Origin of the sequence: Microbacterium sp. SYP-A9085 (assembly GCF_009649635.1) — a bacterium.
Classification (GTDB): domain Bacteria; phylum Actinomycetota; class Actinomycetes; order Actinomycetales; family Microbacteriaceae; genus Microbacterium.
On sequence record NZ_WJII01000005.1, the window covers coordinates 185,872 to 208,738 of the forward strand.

At 70.9% G+C, this 22,867-nt stretch carries 20 protein-coding genes; 8 read left to right on the forward strand and 12 right to left on the reverse strand.

Annotation, left to right across the window (positions count from 1 at the left end):
* Position 1: 1 nt before the first annotated feature.
* The 4 genes from proB to rplU form a co-directional block, all read right to left on the reverse strand.
* Positions 2-868: a glutamate 5-kinase gene (gene proB / locus GH740_RS11360; RefSeq protein ID WP_367641505.1), complete on the reverse strand. Its 867-nt coding sequence runs from the start codon at positions 866-868 to the stop codon at positions 2-4.
* Positions 865-2,370 (reverse strand): GTPase ObgE, encoded by a 1,506-nt coding sequence (gene obgE / locus GH740_RS11365; RefSeq protein ID WP_153746201.1) that lies wholly within the window; start codon positions 2,368-2,370, stop codon positions 865-867. Before obgE ends, proB begins: the two co-directional genes overlap by 4 nt.
* 81 nt (positions 2,371-2,451) lie before the next feature.
* Positions 2,452-2,709, reverse strand: a complete 258-nt coding sequence (gene rpmA, locus GH740_RS11370; protein WP_153746202.1) for a 50S ribosomal protein L27 — start codon at positions 2,707-2,709, stop codon at positions 2,452-2,454.
* A 35-nt stretch (positions 2,710-2,744) separates the two neighbouring features.
* Entirely contained in the window at positions 2,745-3,053 is a 309-nt protein-coding gene (gene rplU / locus GH740_RS11375) for a 50S ribosomal protein L21 (RefSeq protein WP_367641506.1), read from the reverse strand.
* Positions 3,054-3,301: 248 nt separating this feature from the next.
* Here rplU and GH740_RS11380 point away from each other — a divergent pair, with 248 nt between their 5' ends.
* A complete protein-coding gene (locus tag GH740_RS11380) occupies positions 3,302-3,568 on the forward strand; it encodes a DUF4031 domain-containing protein (RefSeq protein ID WP_367641507.1) in 267 nt (88 codons plus the stop codon).
* A gap of 9 nt (positions 3,569-3,577) precedes the next feature.
* Here GH740_RS11380 and GH740_RS11385 read toward each other — a convergent pair whose 3' ends face one another.
* A complete protein-coding gene (locus tag GH740_RS11385; protein WP_367641508.1) occupies positions 3,578-5,944 on the reverse strand; it encodes an Rne/Rng family ribonuclease in 2,367 nt (788 codons plus the stop codon).
* Positions 5,945-6,244: 300 nt separating this feature from the next.
* Here GH740_RS11385 and GH740_RS11390 point away from each other — a divergent pair, with 300 nt between their 5' ends.
* Positions 6,245-6,856, forward strand: a complete 612-nt coding sequence (locus tag GH740_RS11390) for a vitamin K epoxide reductase family protein (protein WP_153746203.1) — start codon at positions 6,245-6,247, stop codon at positions 6,854-6,856.
* Between the two features lie 10 nt (positions 6,857-6,866).
* On the opposite strand, the gene ndk is transcribed toward GH740_RS11390, so the two are convergent.
* From ndk to GH740_RS11415, 5 genes are all read right to left on the reverse strand, one after another.
* A complete protein-coding gene (gene ndk / locus GH740_RS11395; RefSeq protein WP_153746204.1) occupies positions 6,867-7,283 on the reverse strand; it encodes a nucleoside-diphosphate kinase in 417 nt (138 codons plus the stop codon).
* Position 7,284: 1 nt separating this feature from the next.
* Complete coding sequence (locus GH740_RS11400; protein ID WP_367641509.1) at positions 7,285-7,695, reverse strand: DUF4233 domain-containing protein; 411 nt, start codon at positions 7,693-7,695, stop codon at positions 7,285-7,287.
* Complete coding sequence (locus GH740_RS11405) at positions 7,683-9,035, reverse strand: folylpolyglutamate synthase/dihydrofolate synthase family protein (RefSeq protein ID WP_153746205.1); 1,353 nt, start codon at positions 9,033-9,035, stop codon at positions 7,683-7,685. Before GH740_RS11405 ends, GH740_RS11400 begins: the two co-directional genes overlap by 13 nt.
* Positions 9,032-12,418 (reverse strand): isoleucine--tRNA ligase, encoded by a 3,387-nt coding sequence (ileS, locus tag GH740_RS11410; RefSeq protein ID WP_153746206.1) that lies wholly within the window; start codon positions 12,416-12,418, stop codon positions 9,032-9,034. The genes GH740_RS11405 and ileS overlap by 4 nt, the downstream gene beginning before the upstream one ends.
* A 555-nt stretch (positions 12,419-12,973) precedes the next feature.
* Positions 12,974-13,813, reverse strand: coding sequence for an endonuclease domain-containing protein (locus tag GH740_RS11415; RefSeq protein ID WP_153746207.1), 840 nt, complete (start codon positions 13,811-13,813; stop codon positions 12,974-12,976).
* A 332-nt stretch (positions 13,814-14,145) separates the two neighbouring features.
* Between GH740_RS11415 and GH740_RS11420 the strand changes: the two genes are divergently transcribed.
* From GH740_RS11420 to GH740_RS11435, 4 genes are all read left to right on the forward strand, one after another.
* Positions 14,146-15,498 (forward strand): MFS transporter, encoded by a 1,353-nt coding sequence (locus tag GH740_RS11420; RefSeq protein WP_367641510.1) that lies wholly within the window; start codon positions 14,146-14,148, stop codon positions 15,496-15,498.
* A 7-nt stretch (positions 15,499-15,505) separates the two neighbouring features.
* Positions 15,506-16,336: a CAP domain-containing protein gene (locus GH740_RS11425; protein WP_172978358.1), complete on the forward strand. Its 831-nt coding sequence runs from the start codon at positions 15,506-15,508 to the stop codon at positions 16,334-16,336.
* A gap of 110 nt (positions 16,337-16,446) precedes the next feature.
* Positions 16,447-19,026, forward strand: a complete 2,580-nt coding sequence (gene valS, locus GH740_RS11430) for a valine--tRNA ligase (protein ID WP_153746209.1) — start codon at positions 16,447-16,449, stop codon at positions 19,024-19,026.
* Between the two features lies 1 nt (position 19,027).
* A complete protein-coding gene (locus tag GH740_RS11435; RefSeq protein ID WP_153746210.1) occupies positions 19,028-19,270 on the forward strand; it encodes a hypothetical protein in 243 nt (80 codons plus the stop codon).
* 10 nt (positions 19,271-19,280) lie between these two features.
* On the opposite strand, the gene GH740_RS11440 is transcribed toward GH740_RS11435, so the two are convergent.
* Entirely contained in the window at positions 19,281-19,496 is a 216-nt protein-coding gene (locus GH740_RS11440) for a hypothetical protein (protein WP_153746211.1), read from the reverse strand.
* Positions 19,493-20,098 (reverse strand): helix-turn-helix domain-containing protein, encoded by a 606-nt coding sequence (locus GH740_RS11445; protein WP_153746212.1) that lies wholly within the window; start codon positions 20,096-20,098, stop codon positions 19,493-19,495. The genes GH740_RS11440 and GH740_RS11445 overlap by 4 nt, the downstream gene beginning before the upstream one ends.
* Positions 20,099-20,189: 91 nt before the next feature.
* Between GH740_RS11445 and GH740_RS11450 the strand changes: the two genes are divergently transcribed.
* Positions 20,190-22,247, forward strand: coding sequence for a M3 family metallopeptidase (locus GH740_RS11450; RefSeq protein WP_153746213.1), 2,058 nt, complete (start codon positions 20,190-20,192; stop codon positions 22,245-22,247).
* Between the two features lie 5 nt (positions 22,248-22,252).
* Positions 22,253-22,867, forward strand: coding sequence for a methyltransferase domain-containing protein (locus tag GH740_RS11455; protein ID WP_153746214.1), 615 nt, complete (start codon positions 22,253-22,255; stop codon positions 22,865-22,867).

A 22,867-nucleotide genomic window follows, 5' to 3' on the forward strand; every position in this document is an offset into this window, starting at 1 on the left:
TCTATCCAGCGGCCGGTGCCCCGGCATGCGCCGCGGCACCCGGTGACGCCAGGCGCAGAGCGGCCGTCAGCGTCGATTCCGGCGGCGACGGGTTCGGCGCGAACCAGGTGCCGACGTGCTGCCCGGACAGGGCCTGCGCCACCAGATCGGCGCTGGTGACGAGGGCGCCGATGCCGGATGCCGCAGCGAGCCGGGCCGCGGACACCTTGGTGGCCGCTCCCCCGGTGCCGACGCTGTTGACGACGACCGAGCCGAATTCGAACGCCGCCAGGTCGTCACCGAACGCGACGTCTTCGATCGGGCGCGCCTCGGGCAGCTCGGGCGGGCAGGTGTAGAGGCAATCGATGTCGCTGAGCAGCACGAGCGCGTCCGCGCGGATGAGCCGCGCGACCAGGGCGGCAAGCCGGTCGTTGTCACCGAAGCGGATCTCGTGCGTGGCCACGGTGTCGTTCTCGTTGACGATCGGCAGGATCCGCAGGCTCAGGAGGCGCTCCATGGCCCGGCGCGCGTTGGACCGGTGCACCCGGTTCTCCAGGTCGCCGGCGGTGAGCAGCACCTGCCCGGCCACGATCCCGAACTCGCGCATAGCGGCCTGGTACCGGTAGATCAGGACGTTCTGCCCGACCGCGGCGGCGGCCTGCTGGGTCGCGAGATCCGTGGGGCGGGAGGTCAGCTGCAGGTATGGCATCCCCGTTGCGATAGCACCGGACGATACCAGGACCACCTCGGTGCCCCGGCCGTGCGCGGCGGCGAGAGCGTTCACGAGCGGGGCTATGCTGCCGGCGCGGTCGCCGCTGATCGACGACGAGCCGACCTTCACGACCACGCGCCGGGCACTCGGCAGGTCCGTGCGCTGCACGGCGCTCACCGTTCGTCGTCCTGCTCGGCGCGGTCGCTCAGCCGCTCGGCCTCCAGCTCCGCGCGGGCGGCGCTCTTGGCATCCATACGCTCGTGGTAGCGCTCACGACGCTGCGCGGTGGTGCGCCGCGTGCTGGGGTCGATGCGGGGATCGCTGCCGCGAGGCGCGACCATCACCTCGGCGGCGGAGGTGAGCGTCGGCTGCCAGTCGAACACGACCCCGTCGCCGGGGCCGATCACGACCGTCGCCCCGGGGATGGCGCCGGCCTTGTACAGTTCGGCGTCCACGCCGAGCTTGTCCAGGCGGTCGGCGAGGAATCCGACGGCCTCGTCGTTCTGGAAGTCCGTCTGCTGCACCCACCGCTCGGGCTTCGCGCCGAGGATCCGGTACAGCGGTCCGTATGTGCCGCCCTCGACGCGCACGACGAAGTCCCGCTCGGATCCCTGCGGGCGGATCACAATGCGCGGCGCGGCCGGCTTCGCCGCCTCGGCCGCCCGGTGCGCGGACAGGATCTCGGCCAGCGCGAACGTCAGCGGGCGCAGGCCCGCGTGGCTGACCGTGGAGACCTCGAACACCCGGTAACCGCGGTCCTCCAGCTCGGGCCGGACGAGGGCGGCGAGGTCCTTCGCCTCCGGGACGTCCACCTTGTTGAGCACCACGAGCTGGGGGCGCTCCAGCAGCGGCACCTGCCCGTCGGGCACGGGGTACGCGGCGAGCTCGGCGCGGATCACGTCGAGATCGGTAATCGGGTCGCGGCCGGACTCCAGCGTGGCGCAGTCCAGCACGTGCACGAGCGCGGTGCAGCGCTCGACGTGCCGCAGGAACTCCAGGCCCAGCCCCTTGCCCTCGCTCGCGCCCTCGATAAGGCCCGGGACGTCGGCGACGGTGAACCGCACATCCCCGGCCTGCACCACGCCGAGGTTCGGATGCAGCGTCGTGAACGGGTAGTCGGCGATCTTGGGCCGTGCCGCGGACACCGCGGCGACGAGGCTGGACTTGCCCGCGGACGGGAACCCGACGAGGGCCACGTCGGCGACGGTCTTCAGCTCGAGGTCGACATCCCCCTCCCAGCCGGGGGTGCCCAGCAGCGCGAACCCGGGCGCCTTGCGCTTCGTGGTCGCGAGCGCCGCGTTGCCGAGGCCGCCGCGGCCGCCGGGCGCCACGACGAAGCGCATGCCGGGCTCGATCATGTCGGTGAGCACTTCACCGTCGACATCCCGGACCACGGTCCCCACCGGCACCGCCAGTTCCAGGGACTCGCCGAGCGCGCCGGAGCGGTTATCGCCCATGCCGAACCCGCCGTTGCCCCCGCTGCGGTGCGGGGAGTGGTGGTACGACAGGAGCGTCGTCACCTGCGGGTCGGCGACGAGGATGATGTCGCCGCCGTTGCCGCCGTTGCCGCCGTCGGGGCCGGCGAGGGGCTTGAACTTCTCACGACGCACCGACACGCAGCCGTTGCCGCCCCTACCCGCGCGCAGGTGCAGCGTCACGCGATCGACGAAGGTGACCATGACGCTCCTCGTTGTGGATGGGATATGCCGCGAGGGGCGAGCCGAAGCCCGCCCCTCGCAGAAATCACGCTCGAGCCGGGATCACTCCGCGGCTGCGACGATGTTGACGACCTTGCGGCCGCCCTTGGTGCCGAACTCGACGGCGCCCGCCGACAGCGCGAACAGCGTGTCGTCTCCGCCGCGCCCGACATTCACGCCGGGGTGGAAGTGGGTGCCGCGCTGGCGGACGATGATCTCGCCGGCGCTCACGGCCTGCCCGCCGAAGCGCTTCACACCCAGGCGCTGGGCGTTGGAGTCACGGCCGTTGCGGGTGGAGCTTGCGCCCTTCTTATGTGCCATCTCGCGTCTTCTCTCTGCCTACCGGATGCCGGGGCCTACTTGATGCCGGTGACCTTGACGCGCGTGAGGTCCTGACGGTGTCCCTGGCGCTTCTTGTAGCCGGTCTTGTTCTTGAACTTCTGGATCACGATCTTGGGGCCGCGCTCCTCGCCGAGCACCTCGGCGGTGACGGTGACCTTGGCCAGCTTCGCGGCGTCGCTGGTCACGGCGTCGCCGTCCACCAGGAGTAGCGCCGGCAGCTCGAGGGTGTCGCCGACCTGGGCCTTCTGACGGTCCAGGACGACGATCGAGCCGACCTCGACCTTCTCCTGCCGGCCACCGGCGCGCACAACTGCGTAAACCACTTCACACCTGTTTCGTCTGGGAGCGCACGGCTCCGGTTGTCTTTCGAGACTCTGCTCTCTTTGGAGACTCTGCTCTCTTGCGAGGCTGCGCCCGTGGGAAAGATGAAGTCACGGTGCGGGAACGGCCCGGACACGGTCCGGGCCGGCCGACGCACGCGGGGAGCGGCACGACCGGATGCACCAGGGGTCCACTTTACCGGATACCGGGGCACCCGGCAAAACACGCCCGGAGTTCTAGGATCGAGCCCGTGGCGATCCTGATCGACGACCCCCGCTGGCCGGCACACGGCCGGCTGTGGGCGCACCTGGTCACGGACAGCTCGCTGGACGAGCTGCACGCATTCGCGCAGCGCAACGGCATCCCCCGGCGCGCGTTCGACGTCGATCACTACGACGTCCCCGCCGACGCGCACGCGCGGCTCGTGGCCGCGGGCGCCGAGCACGTGGACGGCCATGAGCTCGTGCGCCGGCTCATCGCCTCGGGCCTGCGGGTGCGGGCCCGTGACCGGCGGTGAGCCGGGCCGTCAGTCCTCCGTGCCCGTCGGCACCGGGGTGCCGGTCAGCGCCGCCGTCGTGACCCGGCGACGCGAGCGCCCCTGACCGGGAGCCTTCGGCTCGGGGAGGGCGTCCAGCACCGAGTCCAGCAGGATGTCGCGCTCGGTCTTCGGCTCGTGCGATCGACCCGCGTCCTTCTCCTTGCGCTTCTTCCGCTTCTTAGGACGCTCCACAGCGGGCTGCTCGGCGGGCTCCGGCTCGTCCGCGGCCGTGACATCCTCGCCCTCGACGGGGTGGATCGTGGATGCCACTATCTGCGCGAGCGCGGACTTCGCACCCTCGGTGATCACGTGCGTCGCACCGACCGGCGTCGTGGTCGGCACGGCCGGCCGTGAGCGGCGCGAACCGCCTGCGGGGGCGCGGTGCTTGACCACCGGGTCGTGGTGCACGATGATCCCGCGGCCTGCGCACACCTCGCACGGCTCGCTGAACGTCTCGACCAGGCCGAGCCCGATCTTCTTGCGGGTCATCTGCACGAGTCCCAGCGACGTCACCTCGGCCACCTGGTGCTTCGTGCGGTCCCGGCTCAGGCACTCCACGAGGCGGCGCAGCACGAGGTCGCGGTTGGACTCGAGCACCATGTCGATGAAGTCCACGACGATGATCCCGCCGATGTCGCGCAGCCGCAGCTGACGGACGATCTCCTCGGCCGCCTCGAGGTTGTTCTTCGTGACGGTCTCCTCGAGGTTCCCGCCGGTGCCCACGAACTTGCCGGTGTTCACGTCGATGACGGTCATCGCCTCGGTGCGGTCGATCACGAGCGATCCGCCCGAGGGCAGCCACACCTTCCGGTCCAGCGCCTTCTCGATCTGCTCCGTGATCCGGAACTCGTCGAACGGATCACCGTCACCCTCGTACCGGCCGACGCGCTCGAGCAGGTCCGGCGCGACCGCCTGCAGGTAGCTGGAGATCGTGTTGTGCGCGTCCTCGCCCTGGATCAGCATGGTCGAGAAGTCCTCGTTGAAGACATCCCGGACGATCTTCACGAGCAGGTCCGGCTCGGAGTGCAGCAGCGTCGGCGCCTGCGTCGTCTCGACGAGGCGGCTGATGTGCTCCCACTGCGCGGTGAGCCGCTGGACGTCACGGGTCAGCTGCTCTTCGGTCGCGCCCTCCGCGGCCGTACGCACGATGACGCCGGACGACTCCGGCAGCACCTCCTTGAGAATGCGCTTGAGCCGCGCCCGCTCGGTGTCGGGAAGCTTGCGCGAGATGCCGTTCATCGCCCCGCCGGGCACGTACACGAGGTAGCGGCCGGGCAGTGAGATCTGGCTCGTCAGGCGGGCGCCCTTGTGGCCGACGGGGTCCTTCGTCACCTGGACGAGGACCCGGTCGCCGCTCTTCAGCGCCAGTTCGATGCGACGTGGCTGGTTGCCGGTCTCCACGCCATCCCAGTCCACCTCGCCGGAGTACAGGACGGCGTTGCGTCCGCGCCCGATGTCGACGAACGCGGCCTCCATGCTGGGCAGGACGTTCTGGACGCGCCCGAGGTACACGTTGCCGATCAGCGAGGCGTCCTGGCTGCGGGCGACGTAGTGCTCGGCGAGGACCTTGTCCTCGAGGACGCCGATCTGGATGCGGCCGTTCTTGGAGCGCACGATCATCTCGCGGTCGACGGACTCGCGGCGGGCGAGGAACTCGGCCTCCGTCACCACGGGACGGCGACGCCCGGCCTCGCGGCCGTCACGGCGACGCTGCTTCTTGGCCTCCAGCCGCGTGGATCCCTTGATGCGCTGCGGCTCGGTGACCACCTCGACGATGCGCTCGCGGGTGTCCTCAGTGTCCCCACCGCGACGACGGTTGCGCCGACGGGAGCCGTTCGGCTCGGCAGGCTTCGGCTCGACCGGCAGCGGGGGCAGCAGCGCTATCTGCGGGGCGTAGAAGTGCAGGTCCGTCGAGACCGCGGACACGAACGTCTCCGGCAGCAGGCCGAGGCTCACCGCGCTCGGCGCGGCGAGCTCTTCGGCACCGGGCTCGTCCGTTGCGGGCTCGTCCGCGACATCCTCCGCCGCGGCGGGCTCTTCCGTTGCGGGCTCGTCCGTTGCGGGCTCGTCCGTTGCGGGCTCGTCCGTTACGGGCTCGTCCGCGGCGGGCTCGTCCGTCGCGGGCTCGTCCACGGCAGGCTCTGCCGCGACATCCTCCGCCGCGGCAGGCTCTTCCGCGGTGGGCTGCTCCGCGGCATCCACTGACGGCTCAGCGCTCGGCTCGGCAACGGGCGCCGCGTCGTCGGGCGTCACCGCCGTGGGCGAGGCGTCCGGGGTCAGCGCCGCTGGCCCCTCGCCTGCCGCATCCCCTGCCTGCTGATCGTCACGGGTCTCGTTGTTCTCATCGACCGTCACCGGCGTACTCCCTGCGGGTGACACCGCGCGTCACCCGGCGAAATCTCGTGCGGCGCCGTCCCGCTCCGGGAGGGGGCCGCGAACTCACTCGGTCTGCAACAGGCTCACGGCGCTGCTGCGAAGGGCTTTCGTCGCCCGAAGTCTCGGCGATGGACTCGCGGCGCGGCCGCGAATGCATCTCAGGTCATTATCGCACTTCCCGGCCGGAAAGTGCGAAGCGAGCGCTCCGGCGAGGCGGAGTGGCGGGCTATCACGGCCTGCCGCGCCCGGCTCCATAGCGGCGGATGCCATAATCCGGCCATGCCGCAGACGCACACGCACCCGAAAGGTCTGGCCATCTGGCTGATCATCGCGGCGGTGATCGGATGGTGGGCGGCGTTCCAGCTCACCCTGGAGAAGATCTTCCTGCTGGAGCATCCCGGCTCGAGCGCATCGTGCGATTTCAGCGTGCTCGTGCAGTGCGGCAAGAACATCGAGTCGCCTCAGGGCAACGCCTTCGGCTTCCCGAATCCGCTGATCGGCGTGGCCTGCTGGGTCGCCCCGATCGTCGTGGGGTTCGCGATCCTCGCCGGCGCCCGCTTCGCCGCCTGGTTCTGGTGGACCTTCTGGGCCGGGTTCGTCTTCGCTATCGGATTCGTCGGCTGGCTGATCTTCCAGAGCATCTTCGTGCTGGGCACGCTGTGCCCATGGTGCATGGTGACGTGGGCGGTGACGATCCCGTCGTTCTTCGCGGTCACCGTGCACCTGCTGCGCTCCGGGGTGGTGCCGATGTCGGCAGGAGGCCGCCGCGTCGCGGACCGGCTGATGGCCTGGGTGCCGCTGATGACGATCCTCGGCTACGGCATCGTGGTGCTGATGGCCCAGCTCCGCCTGGACGCCATCCCGAACATCCTGCAGACCATCTTCGGGTGACCCGGCCGCCTCAGCCGAACCAGATCTGAAGCTCGCGGGCCGCCGACTCCGGGCTGTCGGAGCCGTGTACCAGGTTCTGCTGCACCTTGAGCCCCCAGTCCCTTCCGAAGTCGCCGCGGATGGTGCCGGGCGCCGCCGTCGTCGGATCCGTGGTGCCGGCCAGCGACCGGAAGCCCTCGATGACCCGTTCGCCCGCCAGGCGGATCGCCACCGACGGGCCCTGCATCATGAACTCGAGCAGCGGCTCGTAGAACGGCTTTCCGGCGTGCTCGGCGTAGTGCTGCTCGAGGCGCTCCCGGTCCGGTTCGACCAGGCGCAGATCGACGAGCGAGTAGCCCTTCGCCTCGACGCGCGCGAGGATAGTGCCGGTCAGTCCGCGTGCGACGCCGTCGGGCTTGACCAGGACGAGGGTCTCTTCGGTGGCCATGTCATTCTCCATTCGCAGAGTCCGCTTCCGACGCGAGCCGCGCGTTGCGGCGGTCCAGGGACGCCCCCTTGATCGTCGCATACGCCCACATTCCCCCGAAAACCACCGCGACCACGACGATCGCCGGCACCAGGAACGCGGCGAGGGCGACCACGACCTGCAGCACCCAGCCGAGCACGAGCGCCCACCGGTGACGCAGCAAGCCGCCGACGAGCAGCATCAGGACGGCGGCGACGGCACCGCCGACGATCCCCCACCAGTCCGGGATGCCGGCGGGCAGCGCCTTCAGGCCGAAGACCACCAGGCCCGCGAGGAACACGATGATCGACTCGAACACGAGGACTATCTGCCCGAGCGACTCGGCGGCGCCGCGACGGCGGCGGGGGCGCGCGGTGCCGGTCACCCGTGCCACCCGGCCTTCCAGTCCTCGGCAGCCGACAGCACCACGGCCTGCCCCGCCAGCACGATCGACCCCGCGATCACGACGGCGCGGCGATCGGATGCCGCGGCCCACTCCCGCGCCGCGTCCACCGCGTCGGAGAGGTCGGGGTGCACGGTGACCGGAAGGCCCGCCCCCTCCACGAGATCGGCGACGGCGTCGGCATCCAGCGCCCGCTCGGACTCCGGCGAGGTGGCGAACACGCGGGAGACGACCGTCGACAGCTCATCGACGATCCCCGCGGCGTCCTTGTCGGCGAACACGCCGAACACCAGACCCCACTCGTCGAAGTCGAACGACTCTCGCAGCGCGGCCCGCAGCGAGTGCGCCCCGTGCGGGTTGTGCGCGGCGTCCACGAGCACGGTCGGCGCGGTGCCCAGCAGCTGCAGCCGGCCGGGCGAGGTCGCCCCGGCGAGCCCGTCTGTGACGATGCCGGCCGGGATCGGCGTGGTCCCGCCGCCGATCAGCGACTCCACGGCGGCGACGGCCAGCGCGGCGTTGAACCCCTGGTGCGCGCCGTACAGCGGCAGGTACTCGTCGGGGTAGACGCCCGCCAGGCCGCGCAGCGTGATCTGCTGCCCGCCGACGGCGAGGCGCTGCTCGACGAGGGCGAACTCCTCGCCTTCGAACGCTATCGTCGCGCCGCGGGCGGCGGCGGCGGCCCGCAGCACCCGCTCGGCCTCGGGCCGCTGCCGCGCGGACACGACGGCGGCGCCGTCCTTGATGATCCCGGACTTGACCGTCGCAATCTTCTCGATCGTGTCCCCCAGACGATCGGCGTGGTCCATGTCGATGGGCGCGAACACGGCGACCTCGCCGTCGGCGGTATTCGTGGAATCCCACGAGCCGCCCATCCCCACCTCGAGGACGAGCACATCGACGGGGGCGTCCGCGGCCACCACGAACGCGAGCACCGTGAGGATCTCGAAGAACGTCAGGGCAGCGTCCCCGGCCGCCTCCAGCTCGGCATCCACGATCCCGATGAACGGCACTATTTCGTCCCACGCGTCGGCAACGACGCCGTCGTCTGCGGGGGCGCCGTCGATCATGATCCGCTCGGTGAAGCGCTCCAGGTGCGGGCTCGTGAACAGTCCGGTGCGCAGGCCGTGCGCGCGGACCAGGCTCTCGATCATCCGCGCCGTGGACGTCTTACCGTTGGTTCCCGTGATGTGAACGACGCGATACGTGCGCTGCGGGTCGTCCAGCAGCTCCAGCACGCGCCGGGTGCGCTCGACCCGCGGCTGCACCCACCGCTCGCCCTGCCGCTTGAGGAGCTCGGCGTAGACGGCGTCTGCGCGCTCGCGATCGTTCATACGGATGCCTCAACCTTCGTGACCGCGACCCAGAACGGGCCTGTGTTGGCGAATGCTCGCGCCGGGAACGACGCGACGTGATGCGGCGGCCGCTCGAACGCGACGCCGGCGAGGGTCTCGCCGGACCAGCTATCGGGCTGCTCGGCGAGGTCGTCGGCGAAGTGGACGTCGCGACCGACGACCTTCAGGTCGTGCTCGACCGCGAGCGTCTCCTCGGCGACGCCGGCGACCGCGAAAGCGTCGGCGACGGCGTCCCCGTCCGCGGTGCTCGCGAACAGCAGCTCCAGGCGGATGCGGTCACTCACGTCGAAGCCGGCCGCCTTTCGGGTGTCCTGCACGGCGCGGATGACGTCGCGCGCCAGCCCCTCCGCCTCCAGCTCGGGGGTCGTGGCGGTCTCCAGCAGGACGAATCCGCCGCGCGGGAGCAGCGCGAGCGCCTCCCCGTCCGGTCGGCCGGTCGTCTCCAGCACGAGGTCGTACTCGGCGGGCTCGAGGGCGATCCCGCCCGCGGTCACGACGCCGTCCCGCTCGCTCCAGCCCCCCGCCTTCGCGGCCCGGATGACCTGCTGCACCTGCTTGCCCAGGCGTGGGCCGGCGGCCCGGGCGTTCACGCTCAGCCGGTGCGTGATCCCGTACTCGGATGCCGTGGACGCGCCCAGTTCGATCAGGGCGACGCCCTTCACGTTCAGCTCGTCCCGCAGGATGTCCTCATAGGCGGCGAGGGCCGCGGCATCCGTCGTCACGACCGACAGCGCCGGCAGCGGGAGCCGCACGCGCTTGCCCTCCTTCTTGCGGAGGGCGTTCGCGATCGAGGACACCTCACGCGCGGCATCCATTGCCGTGCGGATCTCGTCGGCGGGGTCGAACGCGGCCGCGTCCGGCCAGTCGGTGAGGTGCACGCTGCGGCCCCCGGTCAGCCCCTGCCAGACCCGCTCGGACACGAGCGGGATCAGCGGCGCCGCGACGCGGCAGACGGTCTCCAGGACCGTGTACAGCGTGTCGAACGCCTCCGTGGTGCGCGAGTCGGCGTCGTCCACGCCCAGCCAGAACCGGTCGCGGGACCGGCGGATGTACCAGTTCGTGAGCGCCTCGGCGAAGTCGCGCAGCCGCTCGGTCGCGGTCGTCGAGTCCAGGCCCTCCAGGTCCGCGGCGACGTCCGTCACCAGGCGGCCGGTGAGCGAGAGGATGTAGCGGTCCAGGACATCCGTCGAGTCGGTCCGCCACTGCGCGTGGTAGCCGCCCGGGCGGGCCGCGTTCGCATACGTGGCGAAGAAGTACCAGGCGTTCCACAGCGGCAGCAGGAACTCGCGCACGCCGGCGCGGATGCCCTCCTCGGTGACGACGAGGTTGCCGCCGCGCAGCACCGAGCTGGACATCAGGAACCAGCGCATGGCGTCGGACCCGTCGCGGTCGAACACCTCGGACACGTCGGGATAGTTGCGCAGCGACTTCGACATCTTCTGTCCGTCGCTGCCGAGCACGATGCCGTGGCAGCTCACGCCGGTGAACGCGGGGCGGTCGAACAGGGCCGTGGACAGCACGTGCATCACGTAGAACCAGCCGCGCGTCTGCCCGATGTACTCGACGATGAAGTCTGCGGGCGCGTGCGAGTCGAACCATTCCTGGTTCTCGAACGGGTAGTGCACCTGCGCGTACGGCATCGACCCCGAGTCGAACCACACATCGAACACGTCCTCGATCCGGCGCATCGTGCTGCGGCCGGTCGGGTCGTCGGGGTTCGGACGGGTGAGCTCGTCGATGTACGGGCGGTGCAGGTCGACGGTGCCGTCCGGGCCCGTCGGCAGCCTGCCGAAATCGCGTTCGAGCTCGGCGAGCGAGCCGTACACGTCGATGCGCGGGTGCTCCGGGTCGTCGCTGCGCCACACCGGGATCGGCGATCCCCAGTACCGGTTGCGGCTCACCGACCAGTCCCGGGCGCCTTCGAGCCACTTGCCGAACTGCCCGTCCTTCACGTTCTCAGGCACCCAGGTGATCTGCGCGTTGTTCGCGAGCATCCGGTCCTTGATGTCGGTCACGCGCACGAACCAGCTGGAGACGGCGCGGTAGATGAGGGGGTTCCGGCAGCGCCAGCAGTGCGGGTACGAGTGCTCGTAGCTGGCCTCGCGCAGCAGCCGCCCGCGCTGCTGCAGGAGCCGGATGAGCGGACGGTTCGCATCCATCCACAGCTGGCCGGCGACATCCGCCACCTGCGGCAGGAACCGCCCGCCGTCGTCGAGGCTCAGCACCACCGGGATGCCGTGGGCGCCGGTGACCCGCTGGTCGTCCTCGCCGTAGGCGGGCGCCTGGTGGACGATGCCGGTGCCGTCGGTCGTCGTGACGTAGTCGTCGACGAGGACCCGCCAGGCGTTCTGCGTGCCGTACGCGTCGACATCCGCGTAGTAATCGAACAGGCGCTCGTACGTGACGTCGGCGAGGTCGGAACCGGCGATCGTCTGCACGACGGCCGCGGCGGCGGCATCCGCGGACGGATAGCCGAGGTCCTTCGCGTAGCCGCCGAGCAGGTCCCGCGCCAGCAGGTAGCGGTGCTCGCCACCGTCGCGCGCGCCGTCCGGACCGGCGGGGACGACGACGTACGGGATGTCGGGCCCCACGGCGAGCGCGAGGTTCGTCGGGAGGGTCCACGGCGTGGTGGTCCAGGCCAGGGCGCGCACGCCCTCGATGCCGATCGCGGCCGCCTTCGGGCCGGTAAGCGGGAACGTGACGGTCACCGACGGGTCCTGCCGCATCTGGTAGACGTCGTCGTCCATGCGCAGCTCGTGGTTGGACAGCGGCGTCTCATCGCGCCAGCAGTAGGGCAGCACGCGGTAGCCCTCGTACGCGAGGCCCTTGTCGTACAGGGTCTTGAACGCCCACAGCACGGACTCCATGAACGACGTGTCCAGGGTCTTGTAGCCGCGGTCGAAGTCGACCCAGCGCGCCTGGCGGGTGACGTAGTCCTGCCATTCGCGGGTGTACTCGAGCACCGAGCTGCGCGCCTTCTCGTTGAAGGTGGCGATGCCCATCCGCTCGATCTCGTCCTTCTCGGTGATCCCGAGCTGCTTCATCGCCTCGAGCTCGGCGGGAAGGCCGTGGGTGTCCCAGCCGAACACGCGGTCGACCTTCATGCCGCGCATTGTCTGGAAGCGCGGGAACACGTCCTTGGCATACCCGGTGAGCAGGTGCCCGTAGTGCGGGAGCCCGTTCGCGAACGGCGGGCCGTCGTAGAACACCCACTCCTGCGCGCCGTCGCGCTGCGCGATGGATGCCCGGAACGTGTCGTCGCTGTCCCAGAACGCGAGGGTGTCGCGCTCGATCTGGGGGAACCGGGGGCTCGGGACGAGGTCCGCGGCGGGGCCGAAGGCGGATTCGCGGGGGTAGGGCATGGGCGTCTCGCAGGGCTCGGATCTTCTGCGCCGGGACGACCCGGTCCACTTCAGCACCGAGCCGCGGTACCACCCCGCGTGAGCGCACGCCCGCGGCGTACGCTCCCCTTTCACGGCGGCTGTGACGGGCCTGCCCCGCTCGGTTCTACTGGGCTTGCGCCGTTCTTCCGAGAGCTCCCCGGTGATGACCGGATCGATGCCTGTCTGCCCAGTCTATGCGCCGGGGCGGCCGGCCGCGGCATCCCACGCCTTCGCCGTGCCCTGTCCACCCACGCGGCTGCGCCGGCCCCCACCCCCTCGCGCCCGGCGCGCCGGCCCCTCCTCCTCGCGCCCGGCGCGCCGGCCCCAGCGCGCCCGGCGCGCCGGCCCCCTCCTCCTCGCGCCCGGCGCCCCGGCCCCAGCCCTCGGCCGAGCCGAGGAGATCGGCCGACGCGAGGACAGTCTTGCCGCAATCGGTCCTCTGCTCGGCCATTCCCCTCGGCCGAGCCGAGGAGTTCCGGGATGTCAGGGCCAGCGGGCATCTCCGGGTCGGCTGAGACGAGGGGCGGGATGCCGTCACGCGGCCAGGTGCAGGCCTTGCGCTATCGCGGCGAGGATCCGCTCCTGCACCTCGGGCCAGTGGTTGATCACGTCGTCGTACCCCACCCGGATGACGAAGTAGCCGCGCAGCATCAGCTCCGCGTCATGGGCGAGATCGGCCGCTCGTTGCGCACCGACGTGGTGGCCTCCGTCGATCTGGAGGACGAGTCGCTCCCCGATGAGGAAGTCCACGCGGTGCCCGTACAGCCACGACTGCGCGTGGATCGGCACGTTCAGCCAGCTCAGCCGAGGGTAGATGAACGTCTCGAGCCCGGAATCATGGAAGGGCACGACGGCCGTCACGAGCGCCCGCGCCTGCCCACGGAACGGCAGCCGCTCGAGCTTCTTGATGTCGATGAGCCCCTTGTTCATCGCGCTGTCCCAGATGGCGAGCGCCGCCTCGTAGGGCTGGCACAGCGCGACCGCCTGCAGCACGTTCTCGACAGCGTCGACGAGGGCGTTCGGATTGCGCGGCACCAGCGGAGCGAACCGGTGCAGAACGCCGCCCGGCACCGCGACCATGCCCGCGTGCGCTCCACACGCCACGTGCACCGTCGACGCCTCGAGCACCCACAGCCCGAGCCGCTTCGCCTGCGTCACGCACGAGAGGATGACACCGGCACGCGCCGCGAACCGCAGCATCGTGTCGGCATCCGGCGTCGCGACCCACACGCGTCTCTCGCGGACGAGAACTCCGGCGCGGATCGCTGCCTCGATGTCGTGCTTGTCGATGCCGGCGCGCACGAGGGTCTGGCTGCGGACTACCCCGCCCCGGTTGCGCACCTGGCGCACCACGGCATCGATTCGGTTCTGCATGCAGTGAACACTGCCGCGGCAGCGACCCGTCCGGTGCGGGATTCGCCCATGTGTGGACAGTGGCGGGCCTGGGGAGGAGCCGCCGCCGGGCGCGGCATCCCGCATTTCCTCGACCGAGCCGAGGGGATTGGACCAGGCGAGGACCAGAGCATGCGAAACCCCCCTCTGCTCGGCCATTCTCCTCGGCTCGGCCGAGGGGCAGGGGCAGAGGCACGGCGAGGGGCAGGGGCAGAGGCACGGGCAGAGGGAGCGCACGGGGAGGGGCCCGGCGCTCACCCTCCAATTGATGTACCGCGTCCAGGTATGCCCGCCAGGTGGCATGATGGATCCCCGTGACCACAGCAACCACGGTGCCCCCGACATCCACCGCCCCCACCCGACGCGTCGCCTGGGCGTCCATGGTGGGCACGTCCCTGGAGTCGTTCGACTTCTACGTGTTCGCCTACTTCTCGGCGTACTTCATCGGCCCCCTGTTCTTCGACCCGCTCGGCCCGGTGGGTTCGACGCTCGCCGCGTTCTCGACGATCGCGGTCGCGTTCGTGGTGCGCCCGATCGGCGCCGTGATCTTCGGCCACATGGGCGACCGCCTCGGCCGCCGCGCCACGCTGCTGTGGACCGTCGGCATCATGGGCGTCGCGACCGGGCTCATCGGCCTGCTGCCCACGTTCGGGCAGGCGGCGTGGCTCGGCGCCGTGCTCCTGGTCCTGCTGCGCGTCGTGCAGGGCCTGTCCCTGGGCGGCGAATGGGGCGGGTCGATCCTGCTGGCCACCGAGCACTCCGGCCGCGTCTCGCGCGCGTTCTATGCGGCGATCCCCCAGCTCGGCTCACCCGCGGGCTCGACGCTGTCGGCGACGGTGTTCCTCGTGATGGCCGCGACGATGCCCGCGGAGGCCCTCGCCAGCTGGGGCTGGCGCATCCCGTTCCTGCTGGCGATCCCGCTGCTCGCGGTCTCCCTCTACCTGCGCTGGTCGATCGACGAGACGCCGGTGTTCCGCCGCGTCGTCACCGAGGGACGCCGGGACCGGATGCCGGTGGCCACCGTGTTCCGGCAGCGGCCCATCGCGCTGATCGTCGCCATCGGTGCGGCGCTGCTCGGGATCGGCTCCTACTCGCTGATGAACACGTACACGATCAACTACGGCGTCGCCCATCTCGGGTTCGCGTTCCAGGACCTGCTGATCGCCACGACGATCGGGGCGCTGCTGCAGTTCATCACCATCCCGCTGTTCGGCGCCTGGGCGAGCCGACGCAGCTCCGCGCGCGTCGTGCTGTGGGGCGCGCTGGGCACGCTGCTGATCACGTTCCCGATGTACTGGATGCTTCAGTTCGCGACGTTCCCGATCCTCGTGGGCACGATGATCATCGGCGGCATCCTTCCGACGATGTCGTGGGCGGCCCTCGGCGGGCTCATGGACGACCTGTTCCCCGACCACTTCCGCTACTCCGCCCTGTCGATCGCCTACGCGATCGCCGCCACGATCAGCGGGTTCATCCCCCTGATCACGCTCGCGCTCGGCGACGCGACCGGCTTCGCCTGGTGGCACCCCGGGATAGTGCTCGCGATCCTCTCTGCGATCACTTTGGTCGCAGCGTGGGTCGCGCACCGGAATTCGCCCTGGATCAGGCAGGATGAGGGTCAGCTGCGCGCCGTCGGCGCGGCATCCGACACCGCCCCCAACGGATAGGACTGGGATGACGACGACCGCACCGGCTGCCCGCTCCCGCACCTACCGCCGCCCGGTCGCCGTCGTCGCGATCATCCTCACCGCCGCTCTCACGCTGCTCGGCCTCGCCTCTCCGGCGTTCGCGAGCGGCAGCGGAACCCTCGCATCCCTCGTCAACCGCGATCGCGCCGCCCATGGGGTGCCCGCACTCGCGCGCAGCGCGTCCCTGGACGCCATCGCGGTGACGTGGGCGCACCACATGGCCGACAGCGGCCGGATGTCGCACAACCCGAACCTCGCGACCCAGGCGCCTGCGGGGTGGCGCGCCCTCGGCGAGAACGTCGCGATGGGCCAGCCCACCCCGGAGGCGATGGAGGCGGCGTGGATGGCCTCCCCCGGTCACCGCGCCAACATCCTGGGCGACTATACGCACGTCGGCGTCGCCTTCCTCGTCGCGAACGGCCAGGTCTGGGGCGTCGAGGTGTTCGCGAAGTACGCGACGGCCGCGCCGAAACCCGCCGCACCGCCGGCGAAGGCCCCGCCGAAGGCGGCCCCGGCCCCCGCGCACAACGCCCCGCCCGCGCCGAACCGGCCCGCGGGGCCGGCGTCCGCACAGGCCCGGTCGGCACCCGCCCCGACGCCCGCCGTCACACCTGCCGCGACGCCCACGCCGACCGCCGCCGTGTCCGCGGCATCCGCTCCACCCGCCCCCACCGCCACGGCGACCGCGACACCGCTCGCCCTGCTGGAGACGGCCGCGACCGATGCGGCGCCGTCCGTCGCGCCGCTCGGCGTGGCCGTGCTGCTGCTGGGGCTCGGCATCGTGATCGTCGGCATGGTGCGCCGCCGCCGGACCTGACCGCACGCCGCCGCCGGGCCGCGGCATCCCGGGCCACCCGCATAAGATGAAGGGGCATCCCACACTCAGGCACGCTCACACAGTGCCGCCCATATCGCTCAAGGAGACCCATGGCCGACGCGCACATTCCCGACAAGCCCGCCCTCGAGGGTCTCGAAGTGAAGTGGGACGCGCAGTGGCGCGAGCAGGGCACGTACCTGTTCGACCGCGATTCCGCCCGCGCCAAGGGCCGCAACGGCGTGTACTCGATCGACACGCCTCCGCCGACCGCGTCCGGGAGCCTGCACATCGGGCACGTCTTCTCGTTCACGCACACCGATCTGAAGGCCCGCTTCGAGCGGATGCGCGGCAAGGTGGTGTTCTACCCGATGGGCTGGGATGACAACGGCCTGCCCACCGAACGCCGCGTGCAGAACTACTACGGCGTGCGGTGCGACCCGTCGCTGCCGTACGAGGCGGACTTCACCCCGCCGTACGAAGGCGGCACGAACAAGAGCAGCAAGGCCGCCGACCAGCAGCCGATCAGCCGCCGCAACTTCATCGAGCTGTGCGAGCGGCTCACGCTCGAGGACGAGAAGCAGTTCGAGAGCCTGTTCCGCCAGCTCGGTCTGTCCGTGGACTGGACGCAGACGTACCGCACCATCTCGGATGAGACGATGCGCACGAGCCAGCTGGCGTTCCTGCGCAACCTGGAGCGCGGTGAGGCGTACCAGGCCCTGGCCCCCACCCTGTGGGACATCGACTTCCGCTCGGCGATAGCCCAGGCCGAGCTCGAGGATCGCGACCAGCAGGCCTCCTTCCATCGCGTCGCGTTCCACCGCGCTGACGGGACCGGGGACGTGCTCATCGAGACCACGCGACCCGAGCTCGTGCCGGCGTGCGTGGCCCTGGTCGCCCACCCCGATGACGAGCGGTACCAGCCGCTGTTCGGCACCACGGTGCGCACGCCGCTGTTCGATGTCGAGGTTCCCGTGCTCGCCCATCCCCTGGCCCAGCCGGACAAGGGCTCGGGCATCGCGATGATCTGCACATTCGGCGACGTCACCGACATCGTGTGGTGGCGCGAGCTGGACCTGCCCAACCGGACGATCATCGGCAAGGACGGACGAATCCTCGCCGAGACCCCGGACGCGATCACCTCGGATGCCGGCGCCGCGGCGTATGCGCAGCTGGTGGGCAAGACGGTGTTCAGCGCCCGCAAGGTGATCGTCGAGCTGCTGGAGGCGTCTGGCGACCTGAAGAACGTGTCCAAACCGTTCAGCCACGCCGTGAAGTTCTTCGAAAAGGGCGACCGGCCGCTGGAGATCGTCTCCACGCGGCAGTGGTACCTGCGCAACGGCGCCCGGGATGGGGCCGTGCGCGACACGCTGATAGCCCTCGGACAGGGCATGGCGTGGCATCCGGACTTCATGCGGGTGCGGTACGAGAACTGGACGAACGGCCTGACCGGCGATTGGCTCGTGTCACGGCAGCGCTTCTTCGGGGTGCCGATCCCGCTCTGGTACGCGCTGGACGCGGACGGCGAGCCCGATCACGACCGCGTGCTACCCCCGCATCTGGCCGCCCTGCCCGTGGATCCCACGACCGACGTGCCGCCCGGGTACACCGAGGCGCAGCGCGGCGTGCCGGGCGGGTTCGTCGCCGAGAAGGACATCTTCGACACGTGGGCGACATCGTCGCTGACCCCGCAGCTGGCCGGCGGCTGGCAGCGCGACGACGAACTGTGGAGCATGGTCGCCCCGTTCGACCTGCGTCCGCAGGGACAGGACATCATCCGCACCTGGCTGTTCTCGACGATGCTGCGCAGCGCCCTCGAGGACCACCGCGCGCCCTGGTCCGACGCGGCGATCTCCGGGTTCATCGTTGACCCGGACCGCAAGAAGATGTCCAAGTCGAAGGGCAACGTCGTCACGCCCGCCGACATCCTGGACCAGCACGGCACGGACGCGGTGCGGTACTGGGCGGCATCCAGCCGGCTGGGCGCCGACGCGGCGTTCGACCCGCAGAATCCTACCCAGGTCAAGATCGGGCGGCGCCTCGCGATCAAGGTGCTGAACGCGGCGAAGTTCGTGCTGTCGTTCCCGGTCCCCGACGGGGCCGAGGTCACGCACGCGCTGGACGCCTCGATGCTGGCGACGCTCGACGGCGTCGTGCGCGAGGCGACGAAGGCGTACCAGGCGTACGACCACGCCCGGGCGCTGGAGGTCACCGAGGCGTTCTTCTGGACGTTCTGCGACGACTATCTCGAGCTCGTCAAGGAGCGCGCCTACGACCGCACCGACGTGGGCCAGGCCTCGGCCGCCCTCGCCCTGCGGCTCGCGCTGTCGACGCTGCTGCGCCTGCTGGCACCCGTTCTCGTGTTCGCGGCCGAGGAGGCCTGGTCGTGGTTCGAGGACGGCTCGATCCACCGCGCCGCCTGGCCCGAGCCGCTCGGGCTCGACGGCGACCCGGCGGTCCTGGTGGCCGTGAGCGCGGCGCTCGTGGGGATCCGGCGCGCGAAGACCGAGGCGAAGGCGTCGCAGAAGACCCCGGTCGCGCACGTCACGATCGCCGGGCCCGAGGATGCGCTGGCCGCGATCCGGCTCGCGGAGGGCGACCTGAAGGCCGTCGGCCGGATCGCGGAGGCCTCGTACGCGACGGCGGACGACCTCGGCGTGGCCGCGATCGAACTCGCTATCCAGGAGGCCTGACATGCAGCTGGGCACTCGCTGGGCCGCCGGCGCAGAGCCGCCGGCGCGGCTGACGCCGGAGTTCGTCGCGCAGCTGCGGTCCGTCGAGGCCGACCTGCCCCCGACCGAGCGGGGCGCGGCCCGGTGGACGCTCACCTGGCTGGAGGGCCGGCCCGTCGCCGAGCTCGACGTCGGAATCATCGTGACCGTCGATCACGCCGGCGCAGTCGTCGTCCGGCACGATGACGAGGACGGGTTCGCCTAAGTCGCGAGCCTCAGCGGCGCCGGTACGCGTCGGCCATGTGCGCGCGCCGCTGCTCGACGGGGTCGAAGCCGTCGACGGCGCGCCGGGCGTCCAGCTGGCGCCGGGCCATCCGACGCAGGGCGGATGCCTCGAGGGCGCGCGCGCCGGACAGCAGCATCCGCTCGACGAACGTCGGCGGCGCCAGATACGGCCGCACCGGGAGAGCCCGGGTTGTCATCGCGGTCATGTCCGTGGTCCTTTCTCGGGAAGGGCGAACACGTCGGCACGGATCGTCACGGTCCGCACGTCGTCGCCGACCTGGTCGCGGTGCTCGGCCACGACCTCGTCGATGATCGCGGTGAGCCGCGTCGTCAGGCCCTTCATCTGCTCGGGGGTCAGCCGCGCGGTGGCGGTCGTGATCATGCCGGTGTCCTCGACCTCGTCGGGGTTGCGCAGCCCGTCGGCGATGTAGCGCATCAGCTGCTCGTGCCGGCGCGTGAAGAACTCGTTCATCACGAACTGCGTCGCGGCGCGCCCGGCCGGGGTCTTCATCCCCTCGGGGCTGCCGAACGTCACGGACCCCTTGGGACGCTCCCACCAGCGCTCGCGCGCGTTGCCCCGCCCCTCGACCTCGCGGATCAGCTCGTGCTTGGCGAGGGCCCGCAGGTGGTAGCTCGTCGATCCCGTGGACTCGCCGGTCAGCTCCGCGAGCGTGCTGGCGGTCTGCGGACCGTACTGGGACAGGATGTCGTAGATCTCGATCCGCAGCGGGTGAGCGAGGGCGCGCAGGGCTCCTCCGTCGATGGGCCGGGGCTCGGCGCCGTCGGGGTATCTGCTCTCATCGGACATGCTCCAAAGATACCTTTGCACTCATCCCTTTGCAAGAACTTCTTTGCAAGAGATTCTTTGTGATGCGGGTCGCCCGGATTACGCTGAGACCATGACGGATGCCTCGGCCAACCCTCTGCTGTCCCCCAGTCCGCTTCCCTACGGTCTGCCGCCGTACGCGCTGATCGATCCGGCGCATTATCTGCCGGCGTTCCAGGCCGCGTTCGCGCAGCACCTGGAGGAGATCGCCGCCATCACGCGTGTGCGGTCCGCGGCGACGTTCGAGAACACGATGGTGCCCTTGGAGGGCAGCGGACGCCTCCTCGGCGATGTCGCGCGCGCGTTCTACACGGTCTCCTCCGCCGACGCGACGCCGGAGATCCAGCAGGTCGAGGAGCAGCTCGCGCCGCTGATGGCCGCCCACGAGGACGCGGTCCGGCTGGACGCGCAGCTGTACGAGCGGATCACCGCACTGCACGACCGGCTCGACGAGCTGGACCTGGGCGCCGAGCAGCAATACCTCGTGCAGCGCTGGCACCGGGAGATGACGCACGCGGGCGCGGGCCTGGACGACGAGGCGAAGGCCGCCGTCACGGAGCTGAACAAGGAGCTGTCCACGCTGACGACGCTGTTCGACAAGCACCTGCTGGCCGACACGAACGACCTCGCGGTCGTGTTCGACGACGCCGGCGACCTGGACGGACTCAGCGACGGCGAACTGTCGGCTGCGGCATCCGCGGCCACCGACCGGGGCCTTTCCGGCCGATACGTGGTCACCCTGCCCCTGTTCACGGGACACCCCTATCTCGCCGGGCTGCGGGGCCGCGATGCGCGCCGGCGGATCATGGACGCGTCTCGCGCGCGCGGCTCGCGCGGGAACCCCGACGACAACCGCGACGTGCTGCGGCGGATCGTGCGCCTGCGCGCGCAGCGCGCGGCGCTCCTCGGATACGACTCGCACGCCGCGTACGTCACCGCGGACGAGACGGCCGGCACACCGCAGGCCGTGAGCGAGCTGCTGCATCGCCTCGCGGCGCCCGCCGCGCGCAACGCGCAGCGCGAGCAGGCCGCCCTGCAGCGGATCGTCGACGAAAGCCCGGATGCCTTCCCCCTGGCCGCGCACGACTGGGCGTTCTACACCGAGAAGGTTCGGCAGGCCGAGTACGCCATCGACACCGCGGCCCTGCGGCCGTGGTTCGAGGCCGAGCGCGTGCTGCAGGACGGCGTGTTCTGGGCGGCCACACAGCTGTACGGCATCACGTTCACGGAGCGCGGAGACCTGCAGGCGTACCATCCCGACGCCCGCGTGTTCGAGGTGCACAACGAGGACGGGTCGACGCAGGGCCTGTACATCCTGGACCTGTACACGCGCGACACGAAGCGCGGCGGGGCGTGGATGAACGCCATCGTCGACCAGTCGGCGCTCCTGGGCACGCAGGCCGTCGTGGTGAACAACCTCAACGTGCCCAAGCCCGCCGCCGGGCGGCCGACACTTCTCACGTTCGACGAGGTGAGCACGCTCTTCCACGAGTTCGGGCACGCCCTGCACGGCCTTTTCGCGACCGTGACCTACCCGCACTTCGCGGGCACCGCGGTGTTCCGCGACTTCGTCGAGTTCCCCAGCCAGGTCAACGAGATGTGGATGCTGTGGCCCGAGGTCCTGGACCACTACGCGCGGCACATCGACACCGGCGCGCCGCTGCCGGCCGAGGTGGTCGAGAAGCTGCACGCGTCCGAGACGTTCAACCAGGGCTTCGCGACCAGCGAGTACCTGGCGGCAGCGTGGCTCGACCAGGCGTGGCACACGCTGACCGAGGCGGAGGCGGCCGCCGTGGACGACGTGGCGGCGTTCGAGGCGTCAGCCCTGGCATCCATCGGCCTTGCGAACCCCGCCGTCCCCACCCGCTACTCCTCGACGTACTTCCAGCACATCTTCTCCGGCGGCTACAGCGCCGGGTACTACTCGTACATCTGGAGCGAAGTACTCGACGCCGACACCGTCGAATGGTTCAAGGACAACGGCGGGCTGACGAGAGCCAACGGCGACAGGTTCCGGGACCGCCTGCTCGGTGTCGGCGGCGCGAAGGACCCGCTCGAGGCGTTCCGCGACTTCCGGGGCCGGGATGCCGACATCCAGCCGCTGCTGAAGCGCCGCGGGCTCGAGGGCTGACCGCGATGACCGACGGGCAGCTGGCGGCGATCCGCGACTCGTTCGACGCGCGGGCCCTGCAGTACGACGCGAACGCCATGCATCGCGCGCTCGCCACGTCGACCGCGCAGTTCGCGCACGTCGCCGAGGACGAGGTGGTGGTGGATGTCGCGACCGGCACCGGGCTCGTCGCCCGCGCGCTCGCGACTCGGCATCCCGGGCTGCGGATCACCGGCGTCGACATCTCCGGCGGCATGCTGGCGGTGGCCCGCGCGGCGCTCCCGTCCGCCGCGTGGGTGCAGGCGGATGCCGCCGCGCTGCCGATCGCAGACGCGTCCACGGACCTCGTCACGTGCGTCACGGCGCTGCACCTGTTCCCCGATGCCCAACTCGCCATTGCGGAGTGGACGCGCATTCTGCGCCCGGGCGGCCGGGTCGTCACGGCGACATTCGTCAGCGCCGGCCACCACACGCCGCACGGCGAGCCCGAGGCGGTCCCCTATCGGCGCGACCACGCCCCGTTCGCGACGCCGGAGCGCCTGCAGGGCGCGTACACCCCGCTCGGACTGCGCATCGACCGCATCGCCACATGGGCGCGCGCGGACGACCGCATCCTGATCGCGCAGGCCGTGCGCGGCTGA